The 22012-nt window shown below is 70.9% G+C and carries 20 protein-coding genes and 1 tRNA gene; 12 read left to right on the top strand and 9 right to left on the bottom strand.

Annotated features, from left to right (window positions below; genetic code table 11):
• Position 1 precedes the first annotated feature (1 nt).
• Positions 2-439, bottom strand: a complete 438-nt coding sequence (locus CSC62_RS06570) for a SufE family protein (RefSeq protein ID WP_162405377.1) — start codon at positions 437-439, stop codon at positions 2-4.
• Positions 436-1809: a cysteine--tRNA ligase gene (gene cysS / locus CSC62_RS06565; protein ID WP_162405376.1), complete on the bottom strand. Its 1374-nt coding sequence runs from the start codon at positions 1807-1809 to the stop codon at positions 436-438. The genes CSC62_RS06570 and cysS overlap by 4 nt, the downstream gene beginning before the upstream one ends.
• A gap of 163 nt (positions 1810-1972) precedes the next feature.
• Between cysS and CSC62_RS06560 the strand changes: the two genes are divergently transcribed.
• The 11 genes from CSC62_RS06560 (at position 1973) to CSC62_RS06510 (ending at position 13297) form a co-directional block, all read left to right on the top strand.
• The gene (locus tag CSC62_RS06560; protein ID WP_162405375.1) at positions 1973-2521 is read left to right on the top strand and encodes a glycine zipper 2TM domain-containing protein; all 549 of its coding nucleotides are present in this window, start codon (positions 1973-1975) and stop codon (positions 2519-2521) included.
• A 327-nt stretch (positions 2522-2848) separates the two neighbouring features.
• Positions 2849-3856, top strand: a complete 1008-nt coding sequence (locus CSC62_RS06555) for an N-acetylornithine carbamoyltransferase (protein ID WP_162405374.1) — start codon at positions 2849-2851, stop codon at positions 3854-3856.
• Between the two features lie 56 nt (positions 3857-3912).
• Complete coding sequence (locus CSC62_RS06550; RefSeq protein WP_162405373.1) at positions 3913-5118, top strand: argininosuccinate synthase; 1206 nt, start codon at positions 3913-3915, stop codon at positions 5116-5118.
• Between the two features lie 127 nt (positions 5119-5245).
• Positions 5246-6349, top strand: a complete 1104-nt coding sequence (locus CSC62_RS06545) for an acetylornithine deacetylase (RefSeq protein WP_162405372.1) — start codon at positions 5246-5248, stop codon at positions 6347-6349.
• Between the two features lie 44 nt (positions 6350-6393).
• Positions 6394-7710, top strand: coding sequence for an acetylglutamate kinase (locus CSC62_RS06540; RefSeq protein ID WP_162405371.1), 1317 nt, complete (start codon positions 6394-6396; stop codon positions 7708-7710).
• A 2-nt stretch (positions 7711-7712) separates the two neighbouring features.
• Entirely contained in the window at positions 7713-8321 is a 609-nt protein-coding gene (locus CSC62_RS06535; protein ID WP_162405370.1) for a GNAT family N-acetyltransferase, read from the top strand.
• Positions 8318-9289, top strand: coding sequence for an N-acetyl-gamma-glutamyl-phosphate reductase (argC, locus tag CSC62_RS06530; RefSeq protein ID WP_162405369.1), 972 nt, complete (start codon positions 8318-8320; stop codon positions 9287-9289). Before CSC62_RS06535 ends, argC begins: the two co-directional genes overlap by 4 nt.
• Entirely contained in the window at positions 9282-10577 is a 1296-nt protein-coding gene (argH, locus tag CSC62_RS06525) for an argininosuccinate lyase (protein WP_162405368.1), read from the top strand. The genes argC and argH overlap by 8 nt, the downstream gene beginning before the upstream one ends.
• 5 nt (positions 10578-10582) lie before the next feature.
• Positions 10583-10840 (top strand): YciI family protein, encoded by a 258-nt coding sequence (locus CSC62_RS06520; protein WP_162405367.1) that lies wholly within the window; start codon positions 10583-10585, stop codon positions 10838-10840.
• Between the two features lie 13 nt (positions 10841-10853).
• Positions 10854-11993, top strand: coding sequence for a glutamate 5-kinase (gene proB, locus CSC62_RS06515; protein WP_162405366.1), 1140 nt, complete (start codon positions 10854-10856; stop codon positions 11991-11993).
• Positions 11994-12031: 38 nt separating this feature from the next.
• A complete protein-coding gene (locus CSC62_RS06510) occupies positions 12032-13297 on the top strand; it encodes a glutamate-5-semialdehyde dehydrogenase (RefSeq protein ID WP_162405365.1) in 1266 nt (421 codons plus the stop codon).
• Positions 13298-13300: 3 nt separating this feature from the next.
• On the opposite strand, the gene CSC62_RS06505 is transcribed toward CSC62_RS06510, so the two are convergent.
• Both CSC62_RS06505 and CSC62_RS06500 read right to left on the bottom strand, forming a co-directional pair.
• Positions 13301-14551, bottom strand: coding sequence for a CynX/NimT family MFS transporter (locus CSC62_RS06505; RefSeq protein ID WP_162405364.1), 1251 nt, complete (start codon positions 14549-14551; stop codon positions 13301-13303).
• 104 nt (positions 14552-14655) lie between these two features.
• Positions 14656-14732: transfer RNA gene (locus tag CSC62_RS06500), tRNA-Pro, on the bottom strand.
• Positions 14733-14836: 104 nt separating this feature from the next.
• On the opposite strand from CSC62_RS06500, the gene CSC62_RS06495 reads away from it, so the two are divergent.
• Positions 14837-16441, top strand: a complete 1605-nt coding sequence (locus CSC62_RS06495) for a calcineurin-like phosphoesterase C-terminal domain-containing protein (protein ID WP_162405363.1) — start codon at positions 14837-14839, stop codon at positions 16439-16441.
• 183 nt (positions 16442-16624) lie between these two features.
• On the opposite strand, the gene mtnC is transcribed toward CSC62_RS06495, so the two are convergent.
• From mtnC to CSC62_RS06470, 5 genes are all read right to left on the bottom strand, one after another.
• Positions 16625-17323: an acireductone synthase gene (mtnC, locus tag CSC62_RS06490; RefSeq protein ID WP_162405362.1), complete on the bottom strand. Its 699-nt coding sequence runs from the start codon at positions 17321-17323 to the stop codon at positions 16625-16627.
• A gap of 77 nt (positions 17324-17400) precedes the next feature.
• Positions 17401-17955 (bottom strand): 1,2-dihydroxy-3-keto-5-methylthiopentene dioxygenase, encoded by a 555-nt coding sequence (locus CSC62_RS06485; protein WP_162405361.1) that lies wholly within the window; start codon positions 17953-17955, stop codon positions 17401-17403.
• A gap of 118 nt (positions 17956-18073) precedes the next feature.
• Positions 18074-18733, bottom strand: a complete 660-nt coding sequence (locus CSC62_RS06480; protein WP_162405360.1) for a methylthioribulose 1-phosphate dehydratase — start codon at positions 18731-18733, stop codon at positions 18074-18076.
• 179 nt (positions 18734-18912) lie between these two features.
• A complete protein-coding gene (locus CSC62_RS06475) occupies positions 18913-20337 on the bottom strand; it encodes an amino acid permease (protein ID WP_162405359.1) in 1425 nt (474 codons plus the stop codon).
• A 70-nt stretch (positions 20338-20407) separates the two neighbouring features.
• Positions 20408-21901 carry an amino acid permease gene (locus CSC62_RS06470; protein WP_162405358.1) on the bottom strand — a complete coding sequence of 498 codons (1494 nt, stop codon included), beginning with the start codon at positions 21899-21901 and terminating at the stop codon, positions 20408-20410.
• Positions 21902-22012: the final 111 nt, after the last annotated feature.

Below are 22012 nucleotides of genomic sequence, written 5' to 3'. Positions count from 1 at the left end.
CTCAGGCCTGCGCGCGCGCGGTGTCGCGGATGAAGGCCAGCAGGGAGGCCAGGCCGTTGCTGCGGGTCGGCGAGAGGTGCCGGGCCAGGCCGATGTCGGCGATGTAGTCCGGGTCGGTGGCCAGGATCTCCGCGGCCGGGCGGCCGGAGTAAACCCGCAGCGCCAGGTAGATCAGCCCGGAGACGATGGCCGAGTCGCTGACGGCGTGGAAGTCCAGGCGCTCGCGGTTGCCCTGCGGCACGATCCAGACCAGCGACTGGCAGCCGTGCAGGCGGTGCTCCTCGACCTTCCATTCCTCCGGGAACGGCGGCAGCTTGCGGCCCAGGTCGATCAGGTACTGGTAGCGCTCGGACCAGTCGCCGAAGAAGGCGAACTCGTCCTTGATCGCGGCCTGTGCGGCGGCGGCGGTGGGTTCGAGGGGGAAGAGGGGTTCGCTCACGCGTGCTTCCTCACCCAGCGCACGCCTTGCGGCGTGTCCTCCAGCAGGATGCCTTCGGCCGCCAGCTGTTCGCGGATCGCATCGGCGCGGGCGAAGTCGCGCGCCCGCTTGGCCGCGCCGCGCTCGTCCACCAGCGCCTGGATCCGCGTGTCGTCCTCGCCGGAGGCGCCGCGGTTGAACCAGTCGGCCGGCGCCTGCTGCAGCAGGCCCAGGGCCAGGCCGGCACCGAGCAGTTCGGCCTTCAGGTGCGCCTTCTCGGCGGCATCGCCGGCCTTGCGCGCCTCGCCGGCGATCCGCGCCAGCTCGGCCAGCGCCTGCGGCGTGTTGAGGTCGTCCTCCAGCGCATCCTCGACCGCCAGCGGAATCGCCGGCGCCGTCTCGATCCCGGCCAGGTCGCGCAGGGTGCCGTACAGCCGGTCCAGGGTCCGCACCGACTGCTCGATCAGCGCATCTGACCAGTCCAGCGGCTGCCGGTAGTGGGCCGAGAGCAGGGCGTAGCGCAGAGCCTCGGGCGGATGCCTGCGGACCAGGTCGTGGACCCGCTCGATGTTGCCGATCGACTTGCTCATCTTGGCACCGCCGAAGTTGAGCATGCCGTTGTGCAGCCAGAACCGGGCGAACACCTTGCCGCCGTGCGCGCACTGGCTCTGCGCGATCTCGTTCTCGTGGTGCGGGAACTGCAGGTCGATGCCGCCGGCATGGATGTCGATGGTCTCGCCCAGGTGGGCGGCGGCCATCGCCGAGCACTCGATGTGCCAGCCCGGGCGGCCGCGGCCCCAGGGCGAGTCCCAGCCGGGCAGCTCGGGCGTGGACGGCTTCCACAGCACGAAGTCGCCGGGGTCGCGCTTGTACGGCGCCACCTCCACCCGCGCGCCGGCCAGCATCTCCTCCGGATCGCGGCGCGAGAGCTGGCCGTAGCGGTCGAAGCTGGCGACCGAGAACAGCACGTGGCCTTCGGCCGCATAGGCGTGCCCGGCCTCGACCAGGCGCTCGATCATGGCCACGATCTGCGGGATGTGGGCGGTGGCTTCCGGCTCGATGTCCGGCGCGGCCACGCCCAGCGCGGCCATGTCCTGCCGGTAGGCGGCGGCGAAGCGGTCGGTGATCGCCGAGATCGGCACGCCCTGCTCGGCGGCGGCGGCATTGATCTTGTCGTCCACGTCGGTGATGTTGCGCGCGTACTTCAGCGCGCCGTGGCGGCGCCGGAGCAGGGCGGCCAGCACCCCGAACACCACCGGCCCGCGGGCGTTGCCGATGTGCACGTAGTTGTAGACCGTCGGCCCGCACACGTACATGGTCGGCGACGCGGAATCGAGCGGTTCGAACGCCTCGACCTTGCGGGTCAGGCTGTTGTACAGGCGCAGGGACATCGGCAGGGGACGTCGGGAAAGGCCTGCGATTCTAGCGCGCCGGGCCCGCGCGCCGTCCGCGGCCACGCGAACCCGGCCTTTGCTGGCGCGCGCAGGGGGCTTGGTTCAGCCGGCTGCAAGGCGCGTTGCCTACACTGTCGGCTCCGCCGTATCTCCCGGTCCGATGCTCCGTCTGCTCCGATCCTCCCTGCTGGGCATGGTGGCCTGCTGCGCCTGGCAGCCGGCCATGGCGCAGACCCCGTCCGGCACGTCCGCCCAGGCCGAGGGCCAGATCCGGGTGGTGCCGGCCGAGAACGTGCGGATCGAGTACGCCCAGGTGCTCAAGGTGGAGCCGGTCTACCAGACCCTGCGCGCCACTCGCACCGAGGAGCGCTGCGAGTCCACCCCGGTGATCCAGGTGCCGGTGCCGGACGAGCACCGGGAGCAGCCGGGCGTGTTCTCGCGCATGGTGGACTCGGTCAAGGGCCTGTTCGCGCGCGAAGAGGAAGCGCCGCAGCCGGCCCCCGTGGCCGCGGCGCCGGCGCGACGCAACGCCAACTGCCAGTTGGTCCAGGTCGACCGCCAGTTCCAGCGCCCGATCGCCTACGACGTGGACTACGTCTACAAGGGCACCAAGTACCGCTCGCGCCTGGCCGAGGATCCGGGCAACCGCCTGCGCATCCGGGTCGCGGTGACCCCGATGGTGGCCGAAGCGGCGCCCGTCTCGCCCTGAGCCTTCCCCGCATCGCCTCCGTGGTTCCCCGCGGGCTTGCATGGCCCGGGAGCGCGTGCGACCATTCGCGACCGATGAACACCGACCTGCAGCCGCATGCCGCAAGCACCGCCCGGATGGCCTCCGGGATGACCTCGCGCGCGCGTCGACCGGAACCCCACCTTTCCGCTGGGTGACCGGAGCATCGTGCTGTCCGTTCGGAAAACCCAGCCCCAGGCTGGGTTTTTTCGTTTCCGGCCCCGGGAAAAAGTTTCAGAAGTACCCGAGTAGTCTCCGCTCCACCACGCCCGAGTCCGCCAGGGCCGGTGCCACCGCAAGGAACGATCGATGTCGCTCAAGCACTTCCTCAACACCCAGGACTGGAGCCGCCCGGACCTGGACGCCCTGCTGACCCAGGCCGCGCTGTTCAAGCGCAACAAGCTGGGCAGCGAGCTCAAGGGCAGGTCGATCGCGCTGGTGTTCTTCAACCCGTCCATGCGCACCCGCACCAGCTTCGAGCTGGGTGCGTTCCAGCTCGGCGGCCACGCCATCGTGCTGCAGCCGGGCAAGGACGCCTGGCCGATCGAGTTCGACCTGGGCACGGTGATGGATGGCGACACCGAGGAGCACATCGCCGAGGTGGCGCGGGTGCTGGCCCGCTACGTCGACCTGATCGGCGTGCGCGCTTTCCCCAAGTTCAAGGACTGGAGCTACGACCGCCAGGACCACGTGCTCAAGGCCTTCGCCAAGTACTCGACCGTGCCGGTGATCAACATGGAGACGATCACCCATCCTTGCCAGGAACTGGCCCACGCCCTGGCCCTGCAGGAGCACTTCCGCACCAGCGACCTGCGCGGCAAGAAGTACGTGCTGACCTGGACCTACCATCCCAAGCCGCTGAACACGGCGGTGGCCAACTCCGCGCTGACGATTGCTACTCGCCTGGGCATGGACGTGACCCTGCTGTGCCCGACGCCCGAGTACGTGCTCGACGAGCGCTACATCGGCTGGGCCAACGACAACGTCGCCGAGAGCGGCGGCTCGTTCCGGGTCAGTCACGACATCGAGTCGGCCTACCGCGGCGCCGACGTGGTCTACGCCAAGAGCTGGGGCGCGCTGCCGTACTTCGGCAACTGGGAGCCGGAGAAGCCGATCCGCGACCGCTTCAAGCACTTCATCGTGGACGAGGCCAAGATGGCGCTGACCAACAACGGCGTGTTCTCGCACTGCCTGCCCCTGCGCCGCAACGTCAAGGCCACCGATGCGGTGATGGACTCGCCCAACTGTATTGCCATTGACGAGGCCGAGAATCGCCTGCACGTGCAGAAGGCGGTCATGTCCGCGCTGGTGCGCTGAAGCGCGCCGGCCACAGAACGTCCCCCGAATACCCGCATCCCCACGGAAACGACCCCATGAGCAGCCCCAACCAATCCCGCGACATCGTCCTGGCCTTCTCCGGCGGCCTGGACACCAGCTTCTGCGTGCCCTACCTGAAGGAGCAGGGCTGGAACGTGCACACGGTCTTCGCCGACACCGGCGGCGTGGACGCCGAGGAGCGCGCCTACATCGAGCAGCGCGCCGCCGAGCTGGGCGTGGCCAGCCACGTCACCGTCGACGGCGGCGCGGCCTTGTGGAGCGGCTTCGTCAAGCCGTTCGTGCAGGCCGGCGAGGGCTACCAGGGCCAGTACCCCTTGCTGGTCTCCGACCGCTACCTGATCGTGGACGCCTCGCTGGCGCGCGCGGCCGAACTGGGTACCAATGCGATCGCCCACGGCTGCACCGGCATGGGCAACGACCAGGTCCGCTTCGACCTGGCGGTGAAGTCGCAGGGCGACTACCGGATCGTCGCCCCGATCCGCGAGATCCAGAAGCAGCACACCCAGACCCGCGCCTACGAGCAGAAGTACCTGGAGGAGCGCGGCTTCGAGGTGCGGGCCAAGCAGAAGAGCTACACCATCAACGAGAACCTGCTGGGCGTGACGATGTCCGGCGGCGAGATCGACAAGTGGGAGGCCCCGGGCGAGGGCGCCCGCGGCTGGTGCGCGCCGCGCGCGGCCTGGCCGGCCGAGCCGCTGACGGTGACCCTGAAGTTCGTCCAGGGCGAGGCGGTGGAGCTGGACGGCAAGCCGCTGGAAGGCGCGAAGATCCTGGCCAGGCTCAACACCATGTTCGCCCAATATGGTGTCGGCCGCGGCATGTACACCGGCGACACCGTGATCGGCCTGAAAGGCCGGATCGTGTACGAAGCGCCGGGCCTGACCGCCCTGCTGGCCGCGCACCGCGCGCTGGAGGAGGCGGTGCTGAGCAAGCAGCAGAACCGCTTCAAGCCCGAGGTGGCGCGCAAGTGGGTGGAACTGGTGTACGAGGGCTTCTACCACGACCCGCTGAAGACCGACCTGGAGGCGTTCCTGGCCTCCTCGCAGGCCCAGGTCAATGGCGAGGTGGTGCTGGAGACCCGCGGCGGCCGCGTCGATGCGGTCGCCATCCGTTCGCCGCACATCCTCAACGCCAAGGGCGCCACCTATGCCCAGTCGGCTGACTGGGGCGTGGAGGAGGCCGAGGGCTTCATCAAGCTGTTCGGCATGAGCAGCACCCTGTGGGCCGAGATCAACCGGTGAAGGCCGCAATGGCACATGGGGCCGTCGCTCCCGCGCAGGCGGGAGCCCAGTGCCTTGCGCACGCGGCACCGGATACCGCATCGAAGTCACTGGGTTCCCGCCTGGGCGGGAACGACGGGCTGAGGCAATGACCGACCTGCTCCAATCCACCCTCGCGCACCTGGAACGGCTGGTGTCCTTCGACACCCGCAACCCGCCGCGCGCGATCGCCGCCGAGGGCGGCATCTTCGGCTACCTGCGCGCGCAGTTGCCCGGCTTCGAGGTGCAGGTGGTCGACCACGGCGCCGGTGCGGTCAGCCTGTACGCGGTGCGCGGCAGACCGAAGTACCTGTTCAACGTGCACCTGGATACGGTCCCCGACTCGCCGCACTGGAGCGCCGACCCGCACGTGATGCGCCGCCTGGACGACCGCGTGGTCGGCCTGGGCGTGTGCGACATCAAGGGCGCGGCGGCGGCCCTGGTCGCCGCGGCCAATGCCGGCGCCGGCGACGCGGCGTTCCTGTTCTCCTCCGACGAGGAGGCCAACGATCCGCGCTGCATCGCTTCCTTCCTCGCCCGCGGGCCGCAGCCCTACGAGGCGGTGCTGGTGGCCGAGCCGACGATGGGCGAGGCGGTGCTGGCCCACCGCGGCATCTCCTCGGTGCTGATGCGGTTCAAGGGCCGCGCCGGGCACGCCTCGGGCCAGCAGGACGCCGCCGCCAGCGCCCTGCACCAGGCCGTGCGCTGGGGCGACCGCGCCCTGGACCACGTGCAGTCGCTGGCGCACGCGCGCTTCGGCGGGCTGACCGGGCTGCGCTTCAACATCGGCCGGATCGAAGGCGGGATCAAGGCCAACATGATCGCCCCGGACGCCGAGCTGCGCTTCGGCTTCCGGCCCTTGCCGTCGATGGACATCGACGGGCTGCTGGCGACCTTCGCCGGCTTCGCCGAGCCGGCCGCGGCGCACTTCGAGGAGACCTTCCGCGGACCGAGCCTGCCTTCGGGAGACGTCGCCCGCGCCGAGGAGCGCCGCCTGGCCGCGCGCGACGTCGCCGACGCCCTGGGCCTGCCGATCGGCAACGCGGTGGACTTCTGGACCGAGGCCTCCCTGTTCTCGGCCGGCGGCTACACCGCCCTGGTCTACGGTCCGGGCGACATCGCCCAGGCCCACACCGCCGACGAGTTCGTCACCCTCGACCAGCTGCGGCGCTACGCGGCCTCGGTCGATTCGATCATCAATGGCCTGCGCTGAGCTTCGGCCGGCGCCGCCATCCCCTTCCGCAAGACACGAAACTCATGCAAGCCCACCAGCAGACCCGCCAGACCATCGTCCGCCTGCTCTCGAGCATGGCCAGCGCCAAGGAGATCAGCCAGTACCTCAAGCGCTTCTCGCAGCTGGACGCCAAGCGCTTCGCCGTGGTCAAGGTCGGCGGCGCGGTGCTGCGCGACGAGCTGGAGGACCTGACCTCCTCGCTGTCGTTCCTGCAGGAGGTCGGCCTGACTCCGATCGTGCTGCACGGCGCCGGGCCGCAGCTGGACGCCGAACTGTCGGCGGCGGGGATCGAGAAGCGGACCGTCAACGGCCTGCGGGTGACCACGCCCGAGGCGCTGGCGATCGTGCGCAGGGTGTTCCAGGCCTCCAACCTCAAGCTGGTCGAGGCCCTGCAGCAGAACGGCGCGCGCGCCACCTCGATCACCGGCGGGGTGTTCGAGGCCGACTACCTGGACCAGGCCACCTACGGCCTGGTCGGCGAGGTGCGCAAGGTCAACCTGGCGCCGATCGAGGCCAGCCTGAAGGCCGGTTCGATCCCGGTGATCACCAGCCTGGGCGAGACCGCCAGCGGCCAGATCCTCAACATCAACGCCGACTTCGCCGCCAACGAGCTGGTCCGCGAGCTGCAGCCCTACAAGATCATCTTCCTCACCGGCACCGGCGGCCTGCTCGACGAGCAGGGCAAGGTGATCGACTCGATCAACCTGTCCACCGAGTACGCGCATCTGATCGAGCAGCCGTGGATCCACGGCGGGATGAAGGTCAAGATCGAGCAGATCAAGGACCTGCTGGACAAGCTGCCGCTGGAGTCGTCGGTGTCGATCACCCGGCCGGCGGACCTGGCCAAGGAATTGTTCACCCACAAGGGCTCGGGCACCCTGGTCCGGCGCGGCGAGAAGGTGCTGCGCGCCACCTCCTGGGACGCGCTGGACCTGGGCCGGATGAAGACCCTGATCGAGTCCAGCTTCGGCCGCGAACTGGTGCCCGACTATTTCCAGCGCACCGCGCTGCTGCGCGCCTACGTCAGCGAGAACTACCGCGCCGCGGTGATCCTGGTCGACACCCCCGAGGGCGTGTACCTGGACAAGTTCGCGGTGCTCGACGACGCCCAGGGCGAAGGTCTGGGCCGGGCGGTGTGGAACGTGATGCGCGAGGAGACGCCGGAGCTGTTCTGGCGCTCGCGCCACCACAACCAGGTCAACATCTTCTACTACGCCGAGTCCGACGGCTGCATCAAGCAGGAGAAGTGGAAGGTGTTCTGGTACGGACTGGACGGTTTCGACCGGATCGAGCGCTGCGTGGCCCACTGCGCCACCCGCCAGCCCACCTTGGTCGGCTGAGGATGGGCGCCGCTTCCGCCGCAGCCTGGCGCCAGGTGCCGACCCTGGCCGGCCGCCACGCCACGCTCGAGCCCTTGCAGGCGGCGCATGCCGACGGCCTGCGTGCGGTGGTGGAAGGCAGCGGCCTGGACCGGCTCTGGTACACCAACGTGCCGGCGCCGGGGCAGGTGGCGGCCTATGTCGACGGCGTGCTGGAAGCGCAGGCGCAGGGCCGGGTGCTGGCGTTCGCGGTCCGCGATGCGGCCGGTGCGATCGTGGGCACCACCCGCTTTTACGGGCTCGAGCCCGAGGTGCCGCGGCTGGGCATCGGCTACACCTGGTACGCGCCGGCGGTGCAGCGCACCGGGGTCAACACCGAGTGCAAGCGGATGCTGCTGGCCCACGCCTTCGAGGCCCTGGGCTGCGCCAGCGTGTTCTTCGAGACCAGCTGGTTCAACCATGCCTCGCGGGCGGCGATCGCGCGCCTGGGGGCGAAGCAGGACGGGGTGCTGCGCAACTGCAAGCGCCACGCCGACGGGTCGCTGCGCGACACCGTCGTGTTCTCCATCATCGACACGGAATGGCCGGCGGTGCGCCGGCACCTGGAATTCCGCCTGGAAGCCAACGCATGAGCAGGAAATACACCATCGGTATCGTCGGTGCCCGTGGACACACCGGCGCCGAGCTGATCCGGCTGATCGCCGGCCACCCGGAGCTGGAGCTGGCCTTCGTCTCCTCGCGCGAGCTGGACGGCCAGCGCGTGGCCGACCACAGCGACGCCTACGCCGGCGAGCTGCGCTACGCCAGCCTCGACCCGGCGGCGGTGGCCGCCGCCGGCGCCGACGTGGTAGTGCTGGCCCTGCCCAACGGCAAGGCCGCGCCGTATGTCGAGGCGATCGACGCGGCCCGGCCCGGCACGTTGATCGTGGACCTGTCGGCCGACTACCGCTTCGACCCGGGCTGGTACTACGGCCTGCCGGAGATCACCCGCGGCCGCTACGCCGGCCAGAAGCGGATCAGCAATCCCGGCTGCTACGCCACCGCCATGCAGCTGGCGATCTGGCCCCTGCTCGAATACCTGGCCGGGCCGCCGCAGTGCTTCGGCGTGTCCGGCTATTCCGGCGCCGGGACCACGCCCTCGGACAAGAACAACGTCGAGCTGCTGCGCGACAACCTGATGCCGTACGCGCTCGCCGACCACATGCACGAGCGCGAGGTCTCGGCCCAGCTGCAGGTGCCGGTGGAGTTCATGCCGCACGTGGCTCCGCATTTCCGCGGCATCACCCTGACCGCCAACCTGTGGCTGAACGAGCCGCTGAAGGCCGACTGGATCCGCGCCCGCTACGAGCAGCGCTACGCCGGCGAGCCGCTGGTGGACGTGGTCGAGCAGGCGCCGTGGGTGAGCCGTATCGCCGGCCGCCACGGGGTCGAGATCGGCGGCTTCACCGTGGCCCCGGGCGGCAAGCGCGTGGTGGTGGTGGCCACCGTCGACAACCTGCTCAAGGGCGCGGCCACCCAGGCCCTGCAGAACATCAACATCGCGCTTGGCCTGCCCGAGCTGGCCGGCATCCCGGTCGAGGAGAACCAGACCAATGGCTGACCTGTTGTGGCAAAAGCCTGGCGTGGCGGTGGACGCGCAGATCCAGCGCTTCCTCGCCGGCGACGACGTGATCCTGGACCGCGAGTTCTTCCTGTACGACATCGCCGCCAGCAAGGCGCACGCGCAGGGCCTGCAGAGGATCGGCATCCTCAGCCAGGGCGAACTGGACGGCCTGTCGCGCGAGCTGGACATCCTGGCCGACGACTTCCGCTCCGGCGCCTTCGTCCTGGACGAAGGCTACGAGGACGGCCACTCGGCGATCGAGGCGCGGCTGACCCAGCGCCTGGGCGATGCCGGCCGCAAGATCCACACCGGTCGCAGCCGCAACGACCAGATCCTGGTCGCCACGAGGCTGTGGCTGAAGGAGAAGCTGGCGCGCGTGGCGGCGCTCTCGCGCGAGGTCGCCCGGGTCGCGCTGGACCGCGCCGCGGCCGAGCGGGGCCTGCCGGTGCCCGGCTACACCCACATCCAGCGCGCCGTGGTTTCCTCGGCGGGGATGTGGTGGGCCGGCTGGGCCGAGGCCTTCATCGACGACGCGGTGCGCGCTGCCGACACGCTGAAGCTGGTGGACGCCAACCCGCTGGGCACCGCCGCCGGCTACGGCGTGAACCTCAAGCTGGACCGCGAGCACACCACCGCCGCGCTGGACTTCGCCCGGATGCAGGTCTCGCCGATCTACGCCCAGCTCTCGCGCGGCAAGTTCGAGCTGGCCGCGCTGGAGGCACTGGGCAGCGCCACCCTGGACCTGCGCCGGATCGCCTGGGACCTGTCGCTGTTCACCAGCGCCGAGTTCGGCTTCGTCGCGTTGCCGGCGCAGTACACCACCGGCAGCTCGATCATGCCCAACAAGCGCAATCCCGACGTGATCGAGCTGATGCGCGCCACGCACGCCAGCGTGGCGGCAGCGCGCACCGAGATCGAGCAGCTGCTGTCGCTGCCATCCGGCTACCACCGCGACCTGCAGGCGTCCAAGGGCGCGATCTTCCACGGCTTCGGCCGCGGCCTGGCGGCATTGGAACTGCTGCCGGCCCTGCTGGCCAACCTGGAGTGGCGCGAGGAAAAGCTGCGCGCGGCGATCGACTCGGGCATGTACGCCACCGACGTCGCGGTCGAGGCCGCGGTGGCCGGCGTCCCGTTCCGCGAGGCCTACAAGGCCGCCGCGGCCAGCGCCGACACGGCCGGGCAGGGCAGGACGCCGGAAGGCAGCCTGGCCGCGCGGGTGTCGCCGGGATCGGCGGCCGACCTGCGCCTGGAGGCGTTGCAGGCGCGTTGGAATGCCTTGGGATGAAATCCATGCCGCACTACCTCGTCCTCGCCATCCGCAAACCCGGTTTCGACGAAGCCGCCATCGCCCCGCACCTGGCCTGGCTCGACGAGCTGCGCGCCCGCGGCCTGCTGGTGCTGACCGGCGGCTTCAGCGATCGCAGCGGTGGCGCCTACGTGCTGCACGGCATCGCCAGCCTGGCCGAGGCGCAGGCGCTGGTGGCCACCGATCCGCTGGCGCTCACCGCCAGCTCGGACCTCACGGTCCACGAATGGAACGCACGATGAGGACCCGGCAGGCATGAGCGCGGCGGATACGCGGACGGTGGTGCTGCCGGCCTGGCGCCGGGCGGTGCTCAAGGTCGGCAGCAGCCTGCTGGCGGCCGACGGCGGCGGGCTGTCGCCGCGCTTCGCCCTGGGCCTGGCCCAGTTCGTGTCCTCGGCGCTTGCGGCCGGGCGCGAGGTGGTGATCGTGTCTTCCGGCGCGGTCGCGGCCGGCCGCGCGATCCTGCCCAAGGCCGAGGAGGCCGGCGCCGCGATGGCCGCGCGCCAGGCCCTGGCCGCGCTCGGACAGGCGCAGCTGATCGGGTTGTGGCAGCGCTTCTTCGAGCGCCCGGTCGCGCAGGTCCTGCTGACCCACGACGACCTGCGCAACCGCCGCCGCTACCTCAACGCCCGCGCCACCCTCAACGAGCTGCTGGCCCTGGGCGCTTTGCCGGTGGTCAACGAGAACGACACCGTCTCGGTGGACGAGCTCAAGCTCGGCGACAACGACAACCTCGCCGCGATCGTCGCCGCCCTGATCGACGCCGACGTGCTGTTCATCGCCACCGACATCGACGGCCTGTACGAGGCCAACCCGCGCACCCACCCGGACGCGAAGCGGATCGCCGAGGTCGCCGAGCTGACCCCGGCGGTGTTCGCCATGGCCGGCGGCCAGGGCAGCGCGGTGGGCACCGGCGGCATGCGCACCAAGCTGGAGGCCGCGGCCAAGGCCGGCGCCGCCGGGATCGACACCGTGCTGTTCAACGGCCGCCGCGCCGACGTCCTGCGCGACCTGGCCCACGACCGCCTGGAAGGCACCCGGATCCGCGCCGCCAGCACCCGCATTGCCGCCCGCAAGTACTGGCTGCGGCACGCGCCGGTGGAACCGGGCGCGATCGTGGTCGATGCCGGCGCCGCCGCGGCGCTGGCGGACAAGGGCGCCTCGCTGCTGCCGGGCGGCGTGCTCGGCGCCGAGGGCGACTTCCGCCGCGGCGACATGGTCGAGGTGGTGCTGCGCGAAGCCGACGGCGAGCGCCGGATCGCCCGCGGCATCAGCCAGTACTCGGCGGTGGACGTGCGCCGGCTGGCGCGCCGCCACTCGCGCGACATCGAGTCCGTCCTGGGCTACAACTACGGCGGCAACGTCATCCACCGCGACGACCTGGTGCTGTTGTGATCCAACCCCGGCCCGCACCGGGCCAAGAGGAAAACCGCATGGCCGCAAGCGACATCAGGACCCAGGCACTGCAGGCGCGCGAGGCCGCTCTGGCCATCGCCCAGCTGCCCACCGCCGCCAAGGACGCCTTGCTGCGGGCGATGGCCCAGGCGCTGGAGGACGACGCCGAAGCGATCCTGGCCGCCAACGCGCGCGACATCGAGGCCGCCGCGGCCAAGGGCACGGGCAGCGCGATGCTCGACCGCCTGCGCCTGGATCCCAAGCGCCTGCGCGGGGTGGCCGACGCCCTGCGCGAGGTCGCCGACCTGCCCGATCCGGTCGGCCAGGTCACCCGCGCCTACGACCGCCCCAACGGCATCCACGTCGAGCGCGTGCGGGTGCCGCTGGGGGTGATCGCGATGGTCTACGAGGCCCGCCCGAACGTGACCGCCGACGCCGCCGCGCTGTGCCTGAAGGCTGGCAACGCGGTGATCCTGCGCGGCGGCTCGGAGGCGATCCATTCCAACACCGCGATCGCCGCCTCGCTCAAGCGCGCCTTGCGCGAGGCAGGCCTGCCCGAGGCGGTGGTGACCCTGGTCGAGGACCTGCGCCGGGAGACGATTCTGGAGCTGGTCCAGCTCAACGAGATCGTCGACCTGGCGATCCCGCGCGGCGGCGAGGGCCTGATCCGGTTCGTGGCCGAGCACGCGCGGGTGCCGGTGATCAAGCACTACAAGGGCGTGTGCCACCAGTACGTGGACGCGCCGGCCGACCTGGACCTGGCGCTGGACCTGCTGATCGACGGCAAGATCTCGCGGCCGGCGGCCTGCAATTCGCTGGAGACCCTGCTCGTGCACGCCGAGGTGGCCGCGCAGTTCCTGCCGAAGGCCGCCCAGGCGCTGCGCGCGCGCGGGGTGGAACTGCGCGGCGACGCGCGCAGCCGCGCGATCGTGGCCGACATGGCGCCGGCGACGGAAGAGGACTACGCCGCCGAATACCTGGACCTGATCCTGGCCGTGGCCGTGGTCGACGACCTGGAGCAGGCCATCGCCCACGTCCAGCGTTACACCTCCGACCATACCGAGGTGATCGCGACCAGCGACCCGGCGCATGCCGCGCGCTTCGTCCACGCCCTGCGCTCGGCGGTGGTGATGGTCAACGCCTCCTCGCGCTTCTCCGACGGCGGCGAGCTGGGCCTGGGCGCGGAGATCGGGATCTCCACCACCCGCCTGCATTCCTATGGCCCGATGGGCCTGGACGCGCTGACGGTGGAGCGCTTCGTGGTCCGCGGCGAGGGCCAGGTGCGGCACCCCGACCTGCTCTGAAGGCTACCAGCGTTCCTCGAGGAATCCCGGCCGGCAGGCCAGCCAGGCGCCGGCCACCATCAGCCCCACGCACGCCGCCAGGAATGCGAACGGCAGGCCCCAGCCGTGGCTGCGCTCATGCAGCCAGCCGAACAGCAAAGGCCCCAGGCAGCTGAGCGCGTAGCCCACGCCCTGGGCGAAGCCCGACAGCGCGGCCGAGCCGGCGGGGGTGCGGGTGCGCAGATTGACCAGGGTCAGGGCCAGCGGGAACGTGCTCGGGCCCATGCCCAGCAGCGCGACCCACAGCCAGGGCGCGGCCATCGGCGCCCACAAAAGGCCGGCGAACGCCGACAGGTGGCAGGCCGCGCAGAGCAAGGCGATCGGCAGGGGATTGCGCATGCGCGCGGCCAGCGAGGGCATCGCCAGCGCGCCGACCAGGCCCAGCGCCGAGAACAGCGCCAGCATCGTGCCGCCGAAGGCGGGGCTGGCGCCGGCTTCCACCATCAGCTTGGGCAGCCAGGTGAACATGGCGTAGGTGACCAGCGAGGTCATGCCGAACATCACCGCCATGCCCCAGCCCAGGCCGGTGGTCCAGACCCGGCCGCGGGCCGGCGGCGCCGCCAGCTCGGGCGCCTCGTCGCCCGGCGCCACCGCGCGGTCGTGCAGCTGCGCCAGCGCGTTGCCGCCGCGGCGCTCGATCCGCAGCACGCCCAGCCAGGGCAGCAGGGCGGCCAGCGCCAGCAGGGTCCACGCGCCCATCGACACCCGCCAGCCGGCGGCGTCGGCCAGCGGCACCGCCAGCAACGCCGGCAGGATGGTGCCGACCTGCAGCACGGTGATGTACAGCGAGCTGACCGTGCCGATCCGGTCCGGGAAGTAGCGCTTCACCAGCGGCGGCAGGATCACGTTGCCGATGCCCATGCCGGCCAGCGCCACCGCCGAGGCGGCCAGCAGGCCGCCGGTGCCGCCGCTCAGCGAGCGCCACAGCAGGCCGGTGGCGGCCAGCGCCATCGCCAGCACCGCGGTGCGCTCGAGGCCCAGGCGATGGGCCAGCCGCGGCGTGCCCACGCCGGCCACGGCGAAGGCGGCGGTGGGGACCATGCCCAGCAGCCCGGCCAGGGTGGGGCCGAAACCGAACTCGCGGCCGAGCACGTCCAGCAAAGGCGTCAGCGAGGTGACCGCGGTGCGCAGGTTGACGGCGGCCAGCAGGATGCCGGCCAGCACCAGCGCCCGGCCCGGGAGCCTGGCGTCGTTGGCGGTAGGGGAAGCGTGCACGGTGGGTGGCCTGCGGCGGGGCGGGCGCGCATCCGGGGCGAACGAAGGGAAGCCCTGAAAGCAAAAACCGGCGCGAGGCCGGTCTGCGTACCGCGATGGATCAATGGTCGGGGAGACAGGATTCGAACCTGCGACCTCTACGTCCCGAACGTAGCGCTCTACCAGCCTGAGCTACACCCCGACAAGGGCGCGAATCATACTGGATCGGCGCGGTCCTGGGCAAGGATTCCGGCGGAAATTTTTCCGGAGGGCCTAGAATCGCCGGATCTCCGCCGGTGCATGCGCATGTCCAGAACCTTGCCGTGGTCGTTCCTGCTGGCCTGCATCGGCTCGTTCGCCGCCCTCGCCGTGCCTGCGGCCGCATCGCCGGCGGCAGGCGGTGGGGCCGAAGTCGAAGTCGCCGGCAGCGTCCATCTCGAACGCGACGGGCGTCCCGGCCGTGGCACGGGCGAGGCCGGCCTGGCGGGCGTGGCGGTGTCCAACGGCCGCGATCTGGTCCGCACCGATGCGCAGGGGCGCTACCGGATCGCGGCGGTGCCCGGCGATGCGGTCTTCGTGGTCAAGCCGGCCGGATACCGCTTCGTCGCCGGCGCCGACGGCCTGCCGGCGTTCTGGCGTCGGATCGAGGCGGAAGGCGACGGGCGGGTCCACGCCGATTTCGGTCTGCAGGCGGACGGGCGCGGCAGGGCACCTTCCGCGTTTGAAGTGCTGCTGTTCGCCGATACCCAGGTCAAGGACGCGCGCGACATCGACTACTACCGGCGCGACATCGTCGAACCGCTCGGCCGGCCGCGGGCGGCGCTGGGGGTGACCCTGGGCGACCTGGTCGACGACGAGGTCGGCCTGTACCCGCGGCTCAACGAGATCACCGCCCAGCTGGGCGTGCCCTGGTTCCATGTGCCGGGCAACCACGACCTGGATCCGGACGCGGCCGGCGATGGCGATTCCCTGCGCACCTGGAAGGCGAGCTACGGCCCGGACACCTACGCGCTGGAGCAGGGCGCGGCCGCGTTCGTGTTCCTGGACGACGTGGTGGTGCAGCCGGGACAGGCGCCGGGCTACGTCGGCGGGCTGCGCGAGGACCAGTTCCTGTTCCTGGAGAACTACCTGCGGCAGCTGCCGCGCGAGCGCCTGCTGGTGCTGGGCATGCACATCCCGCTGTTCGACACCGGCGGCCGTCCGACCTTCCGCGCCGCCGACCGCGCGCGCCTGTTCGCCCTCTTGCGCGACCGCCCGCGGTTGCTGCTGCTCAGCGGCCACAGCCACAACCAGCGGCATTACCGGCACGGCGCCGTCGACGGCTGGCAGGGCGCGCAGCCGCTGCACGAATACAACGTGGGCGCGGCCTGCGGTGCGTTCTGGTCGGGCGCGGCGGATGCGCAGGGGATTCCCGATGCGACCATGAGCGACGGCACGCCCAACGGCAGCGCCCTGCTCACGGTGCACGGGGACGGCAGCTACGCCCTGGCCTGGCGCCCGGCGCGCCCGCCCGTGGACGATCCGGCGTTCACCGCGGCCATGGCCCTGCACGCGCCGAAGGTGCTGCGCCGCGGCGCCTATCCGGCCTGGGGCGTGTACGCCAACGTGTTCATGGGCGAGGCCGACACTCGGGTCGAGTACCGGGTCGACGGGGGGGAGTGGCAGCCGATGCGGCGGGTCGAGCGCGCCGATCCGCGGCTGCTGCTGGAGAATGCCGCCGACGACCTGGCGCCGGCCCTGCGCGGCTACGACCGTTCGCCCGAGGCCGTGCCTTCGACCCACCTGTGGCGCGGCGCCCTGCCGACCGGGCTGGAGGCGGGCGAGCACGCGGTCGAGGTCCGCGCCTTCGACCGCTGGCAGGGCGAGGCGAGGGCGAGCATCGGCTACCGCCTGGAGGATGCCGGCGAGTGACACTTCGCTGAAAAACAAAACGCCCCATGCGGGGCGTCGTGGAGTCCGGGCTGGCTTGCGCAGGCTGGCTGGCGCGGATCGCGTGACTGGCTCGCTTGGTGGCGGGCGGTTACGTGGGGCGCAGTCTAGCCAGCCGCGGAAAACGGTGTTCGAACGCGAAGCATTCTCAAGTCGGCATGCCGCCTACAGCGGCAGCTCGATGTCCAGGAAGCTGGCGACCCGGGTGTGGCCGTGGGCGGCGTCGCCCTGGCGCGGTTGCGGGTAGTCCTCGCGACGGTCCACCAGCACGGTGCGCATGCCCGCCTCGCGGGCCGCGTCCAGTTCCTCGACTACGTCGGACAGGAACAGCAGGTCGTGCGGCTTCAGGCCGATGGCCGCGGCGATGCGCTCGTAGCTGGCGGCCTCGCGCTTGCCGCCGGTTTCGGTGTCGAACCAGCCGGAGAACAGTCCGGTCAGGTCGCCGGCGTCGCTGTGGCCGAAGAACAGCTTCTGCGCCGGCACCGAGCCGGACGAATACACGTACAGCGGCAGTCCGAGCGCATGCCAGCGCTGCAGGGTCTGGGCCGCGTCCGGATAGATCGGTGCGGTGAAGTCGGCATTGCGGTAGCCGTCTTCCCAGACCAGACCCTGCAGCGCCTTGAGCGCGGTGTGCTTGCGGTCCTGGTCGATCCAGCCCTGCAGGGTCTCGACGATCATCTCGTCCTGGCACAGGCCGCCGGCCTCGACCGCGACCTGGTCCAGCCACTGCCGCACCTGCGGCTCGTGCCCGTGTTCGCGGACGAAGCCGGGCAGGGCGCGGCGCGCGTACGGGAAGAGCACGTCGCGCACGAACGAGATGCTGCTGGTGGTGCCTTCGATGTCGGTGAGGATGGCGCGGGTCATGCGGGCGTCCGGGAAACGAAGCGCCCCTCGCGGACGAGGGGCGTGGGAAGGGGCGGCGCAGAAGGTCCAGGCGGCGCTCAGGCGGCCTTGGGTTCGTAGCGAGGAAACTTCTGCGCGATGTCGGTGCCGGTGAAGTGGCCGACCCAGCCGTCCGGCTCGGTGAAGAAGCGGATGGCGACGAAGCTGGGCTCCTCGCCCATGTCGAACCAGTGCTTCGTGCCGTCGGGGACCGCGATCAGGTCGTCCTTGACGCACTCGATCTCGTAGACCTTGCCGTCCACGTGCAGGGTGAACAGGCCCGAGCCGGCGACGAAGAAGCGGACCTCGTCCTCCTTGTGGAAGTGCTCGTCCAGGAACTTCCTGCGCATCTCGGCGCGGTTGGGGTTGTCAGGGGCAATGCTGACCACGTCCACGGTCTTGAAGCCGCGCTCGGCGACCAGGCGGTCGATGTCGGCGCGATAGGCCTCGATGACCTGCTCGGGCGTGGCGCCCGGCTCGATCGGCTTGCTGGCCTGCCAGCGCTCGAAGGTCACCCCGATCTTCTCCAGCTCGGCGGCGACGGCGGCCGCGTCGGTGCTGGCGAACAGGGGCTGGCCCGGGTCGTTTTCGTCGAAGATGCGCAGTCGGCTCATGGGGTCTCACCTGTGCGATGGCGCGGGGATGCGCCGCGTAGGCCGCCAAGATTACCAGCAGGCGGCGACGGCTCTGATAACGCCGGCGCAACGGTGCGCGCGGCGCGGGAATGAGCGGTCAGCGGGCGCCGAGCCGGCGCAGTTCCAGTTCGCAGCCGAGCAGGAACTCGAACGCCTCCAGGTGGCGGCGGGCCTCGGCCATGTCCCGTCCCCAGGCGTACAGGCCGTGGCCGTCGATCAGGTAGGCCCACAGCGGCCGGCCCGCGGCCAGCTCGCGGTCGAGCGCGGCCTCGACCTGGGCGGCCAGCACGGTCATGTCCTGGGTGTTGGCGAACACCGGCACGTCCACCGCCATCTCGTGGGTCTGGTTGCCGTGGAAGGCCTTGAGCAGCTCGTAGCCTTCCAGGCGCACGTGGCCCTGCGGCGCGTACAGGCGCGAGGCCACGGTCTGCGCCGGGGAGTGGGTGTGCAGGACGCAGCCGATCTCCGGGAAGCGCCGGTACAGCTGTGTGTGCAACAGGGTCTCGGCCGAGGGCCGCAACGGCCGGCCGACCGCCTGGCCGTCGAGGTCCACCACCATGATGTCGTCCTCGACCAGCCGGCCCTTGTCACGCCCGGAGACGGTGATCGCGGCGTGGCGGTCGTCCAGGCGGTGGGAGAAGTTGCTGCTGGTGGCCGGAGTCCAGCCGGCCTGGGCCAGCTCGCGGACGTTGCCGATCAGCAGCTGCGCCAGCTCGCGCAGGCGGTCACTGCTGTAGGGGACGGTGGTCTGGTTCATCGCCACATTCTAGGACTTTCGCCGCGCGGCGGGCGAGGCACCGCCGGCGGTCAACGGTCTGGAGGAGAGCCCCCTATGTTAAAGGGGCGCGGCGAAGCCGCGGGGATAGGCGAGGCCGAAGCGGGGGCCCAGGTCTTGCGAAGCAAGACCTGGGGGGCAGCCCGCCAGCGGGCTGCGCCTTACCCGCGGAGGCGGCTGTGGCGGTAGCCGTAGCCGGCGTAGACCAGGAAGCCGGCGGCGGTCCACACCCCCATCAGCATCCAGTTGTGCGCGGTCATCGCCGACAGCAAAGCCGCGCAGCTGAGCACGCCCAGGCTGCAGACCAGCCAGGCGCCGGGGATCCGGAACGGGCGCGGCAGCTCCGGCTGGGTCCGGCGCAGGACAAGCACGCCGATGCAGACCGAGGCGAAGGCCACCAGGGTGCCCATCGAGGTCAGCTCGCCGAGGATGTCCAGCGGGAACAGCGCCGCCAGCAGGGCGATGCCGAGGCCGGTGATCACGGTGTTGATGTGCGGGGTGCGGTACTCGGGGTGGATCCGGGTGAACACCGGCGGCAGCAGGCCGTCGCGGCCCATGATCATGAAGATCCGCGGCTGGCCGATGATCATCACCAGCACCACAGAGGACAGGCCGATCAGCGCGCCGATTTCCACCACCACCCGCAGCCAGCCCAGCTGCGGGTGCGCGGCCACCGCGGTCACCACCGGCTCGGCGGTGCCCAGCGCGGTGTAGGGCACCAGCCCGGTCATCACCGCGGCCATGGCGATGTACAGCACGGTGCAGATCGCCAGCGACAGCAGCATGCCGATCGGCAGGTCGCGCTGCGGCCGGTGCGATTCCTGCGCCGCCACCGACACCGCCTCGAAGCCGATGTAGGCGAAGAACACCATCGCCGCGCCGCGCAGCACGCCGTCCCAGCCGAACTTGCCCGGGCCTTCGTTGGCCGGGATGAATGGCTGCCAGTTGGCCGGTTCCACGTACTTCCAGCCGGCGAAGATCACCAGCACGATCAGCCCGGTCTTGAGCACGACCATGGCCATGTTCATCGACGCCGACTTGCGGATGCCGACGTAGCACACGGCGGTGAGGGCCAGCACGATGCCGGCCGCCGGCAGGTTGGCGATCGCCCCGGTCGGGCGCAGCTGCGCGTCCAGCGGCGCGCTGACCAGGGCCGCGGGCAGGTAGATGTCGAAGTGCTCCAGCAGGCTGAGCAGGTAGCCGGTCCAGCTGACCGCCACCGCCGAGGCCGACACGCCGTATTCGAGCACCAGCATCCATCCGATGAACCAGGCCGCCAGCTCGCCCAGGGTGGCGTAGGTGTAGGTGTAGGCGCTGCCCGACACCGGCACCATCGAGGCGAACTCGGCGTAGGCCAGGGCGCAGAAGGTGCAGCAGATCGCCGCCAGGACGAAGCTGAGCATGATCGCCGGGCCGGCGTGGTGGGCGGCCGCTTGCCCGGTGATGACGAAGATGCCGCCGCCGATCACCGCGCCGATGCCCAGCGCGGTCAGGCCCCAGGGGCCGAGGGTGCGGTGCAGGCCCAGGTCGGTGGCGTCGCGGTTGGCGGCGGTGGGGTGCTTGGTGGCCAGAAGCTGTCGCAGCATCTGCGGTTCCTGCTGGGAGGTCGGGAGTGCAAACGGAAGGGCCGGCGGGGTGCCCGCCGGCCCGGGAGGGTCAGGCGGCCCGGCGCCTGAGCTTGCTGTGGCCGTAGCCGTAGCCGAAGTAGATCAGCATGCCGACCACCGTCCAGCCGACGAACAGGTGCCAGTGCTCGACGAAGGACTGGAAGAACAGGAACAGGCAGGCCAGGAAGCCCAGCGGGCAGATCAGCACCGCGGCCGGCACCCGGAACGGGCGCGGCAGGTCCGGGCGGGTGTAGCGCAGCACCAGCACGCCCAGGCAGACGGTGGCGAAGGCGATCAGGGTGCCCATCGAGACCAGCTCGCCGAGCACGCTCAGCGGCATCAGCCCGGCCAGCAGGCAGGCCGCCGCGCCGACGATGATCGTGCCCACGTACGGGGTCTGGAACTTCGGGTGGACCTTGCCGAACAGGGCCGGCAGCAGGCCGTCGCGCGACATCGAGTAGAAGATCCGCGGCTGCGCCATCAGCATCACCAGGATCACCGAGGACAGGCCGGCGATGGCGCCGATCTCCACCGCGGTCTTGAGCCAGCCCAGGCTGGCGCCCGGGTCGGCCTTCATCACCTCCTCCAGCGCGGTGGCCACCGGCTTGGAGGTGCCCAGCAAAGAGTAGTGGGTCATGCCGGTCAGCACCGCGCACACGGCGATGTAGATGATGGTGCACACCGCCAGCGAACCGAGGATGCCGATCGGCATGTCGCGCTGCGGGTTCTTGGCCTCGCCGGCGGCGGTGGAGACCGCGTCGAAGCCGATGTAGGCGAAGAACACGATGGTCGCCGCACGGAACACGCCGTCCATGCCGAACTGGCCCGGGCCGGTGTTCTGCGGGATGAACGGGGTCCAGTTGGCGGGATCGACGTACATCACGCCGACGCCCAGGAACGCGGCGATCACCGCGACCTTGATCGCCACCACGATCGCGTTGACGAAGGCCGACTGGGTGATGCCGACGTAGCACAGCCCGCTGATCGCGGCCACGATCACCACCGCCGGCAGGTTGAACAGGTTGCCGGTGCGCACGAACTGGCCGTCGGTCCAGGTGATCGGCGCCGAGGCCAACTCGGCCGGGAAGGGCAGGTGCAGGGTGGTGGTCACGAAGCTGACCAGGTAGCCGGACCAGCCGACCGCCACGGTCGAGGACGCGAACAGGTACTCCAGGATCAGACACCAGCCGATGAACCAGGCGGTGAACTCGCCCAGGGTGGCGTAGGAATAGGAATAGGCGCTGCCGGAGACCGGCATCATCGCCGAGAACTCGGCGTAGCACAGCCCGGCCAGGGCGCAGGCGAAGCCGGCCAGGACGAAGCTGAGCATGATCGCCGGGCCGGCGTGGTTGGCCGCGGCCTGGCCGGTGAGGACGAAGATGCCGGCGCCGATCACCGCGCCGATGCCCAGCAGGATCAGGTGCCGCGCGGTCAGGGTGCGCTTGAGCGTGGCCTCGCCCTGGAGGCTGCCCTCGACCGGCTCGCCGGCGTCGACGTGGCCGGCCGGTTCGACCGGCTTGACGATGAATAGACCTTTGGACATGCGTGGTTCCCCGTGCGTGGCCGTCCGATGTGCCTGTTGTTGTTCAGGACGGCCGCCCCCTGGCAACCGCATAAGCGCCGTACCTTGCCAAACGGGCACGGGGATCACAAG

Origin of the sequence: Pseudoxanthomonas jiangsuensis, from assembly GCF_010093185.1 — a bacterium.
Taxonomy (GTDB): Bacteria; Pseudomonadota; Gammaproteobacteria; order Xanthomonadales; family Xanthomonadaceae; genus Pseudoxanthomonas; species Pseudoxanthomonas jiangsuensis.
Note: the sequence above shows the minus strand (reverse complement) of the source record. Positions and strands in the feature narration are given on the sequence as shown.

Bases quoted from the DNA above. Each gene is read 5' to 3' on its own strand.
- cysS (WP_162405376.1), bottom strand. From the start codon at position 1,809: ATGTCCCTGCGCCTGTACAACAGCCTGACCCGCAAGGTCGAGGCGTTC.
- CSC62_RS06560 (WP_162405375.1), top strand. From the start codon at position 1,973: ATGCTCCGTCTGCTCCGATCCTCCCTGCTGGGCATGGTGGCCTGCTGC.
- CSC62_RS06555 (WP_162405374.1), top strand. From the start codon at position 2,849: ATGTCGCTCAAGCACTTCCTCAACACCCAGGACTGGAGCCGCCCGGAC.
- CSC62_RS06550 (WP_162405373.1), top strand. From the start codon at position 3,913: ATGAGCAGCCCCAACCAATCCCGCGACATCGTCCTGGCCTTCTCCGGC.
- CSC62_RS06545 (WP_162405372.1), top strand. From the start codon at position 5,246: ATGACCGACCTGCTCCAATCCACCCTCGCGCACCTGGAACGGCTGGTG.
- CSC62_RS06540 (WP_162405371.1), top strand. From the start codon at position 6,394: ATGCAAGCCCACCAGCAGACCCGCCAGACCATCGTCCGCCTGCTCTCG.
- CSC62_RS06535 (WP_162405370.1), top strand. From the start codon at position 7,713: ATGGGCGCCGCTTCCGCCGCAGCCTGGCGCCAGGTGCCGACCCTGGCC.
- argC (WP_162405369.1), top strand. From the start codon at position 8,318: ATGAGCAGGAAATACACCATCGGTATCGTCGGTGCCCGTGGACACACC.
- argH (WP_162405368.1), top strand. From the start codon at position 9,282: ATGGCTGACCTGTTGTGGCAAAAGCCTGGCGTGGCGGTGGACGCGCAG.
- CSC62_RS06520 (WP_162405367.1), top strand. From the start codon at position 10,583: ATGCCGCACTACCTCGTCCTCGCCATCCGCAAACCCGGTTTCGACGAA.
- proB (WP_162405366.1), top strand. From the start codon at position 10,854: ATGAGCGCGGCGGATACGCGGACGGTGGTGCTGCCGGCCTGGCGCCGG.
- CSC62_RS06510 (WP_162405365.1), top strand. From the start codon at position 12,032: ATGGCCGCAAGCGACATCAGGACCCAGGCACTGCAGGCGCGCGAGGCC.
- CSC62_RS06495 (WP_162405363.1), top strand. From the start codon at position 14,837: ATGTCCAGAACCTTGCCGTGGTCGTTCCTGCTGGCCTGCATCGGCTCG.
- mtnC (WP_162405362.1), bottom strand. From the start codon at position 17,323: ATGACCCGCGCCATCCTCACCGACATCGAAGGCACCACCAGCAGCATC.
- CSC62_RS06485 (WP_162405361.1), bottom strand. From the start codon at position 17,955: ATGAGCCGACTGCGCATCTTCGACGAAAACGACCCGGGCCAGCCCCTG.
- CSC62_RS06480 (WP_162405360.1), bottom strand. From the start codon at position 18,733: ATGAACCAGACCACCGTCCCCTACAGCAGTGACCGCCTGCGCGAGCTG.
- CSC62_RS06475 (WP_162405359.1), bottom strand. From the start codon at position 20,337: ATGCTGCGACAGCTTCTGGCCACCAAGCACCCCACCGCCGCCAACCGC.
- CSC62_RS06470 (WP_162405358.1), bottom strand. From the start codon at position 21,901: ATGTCCAAAGGTCTATTCATCGTCAAGCCGGTCGAACCGGCCGGCCAC.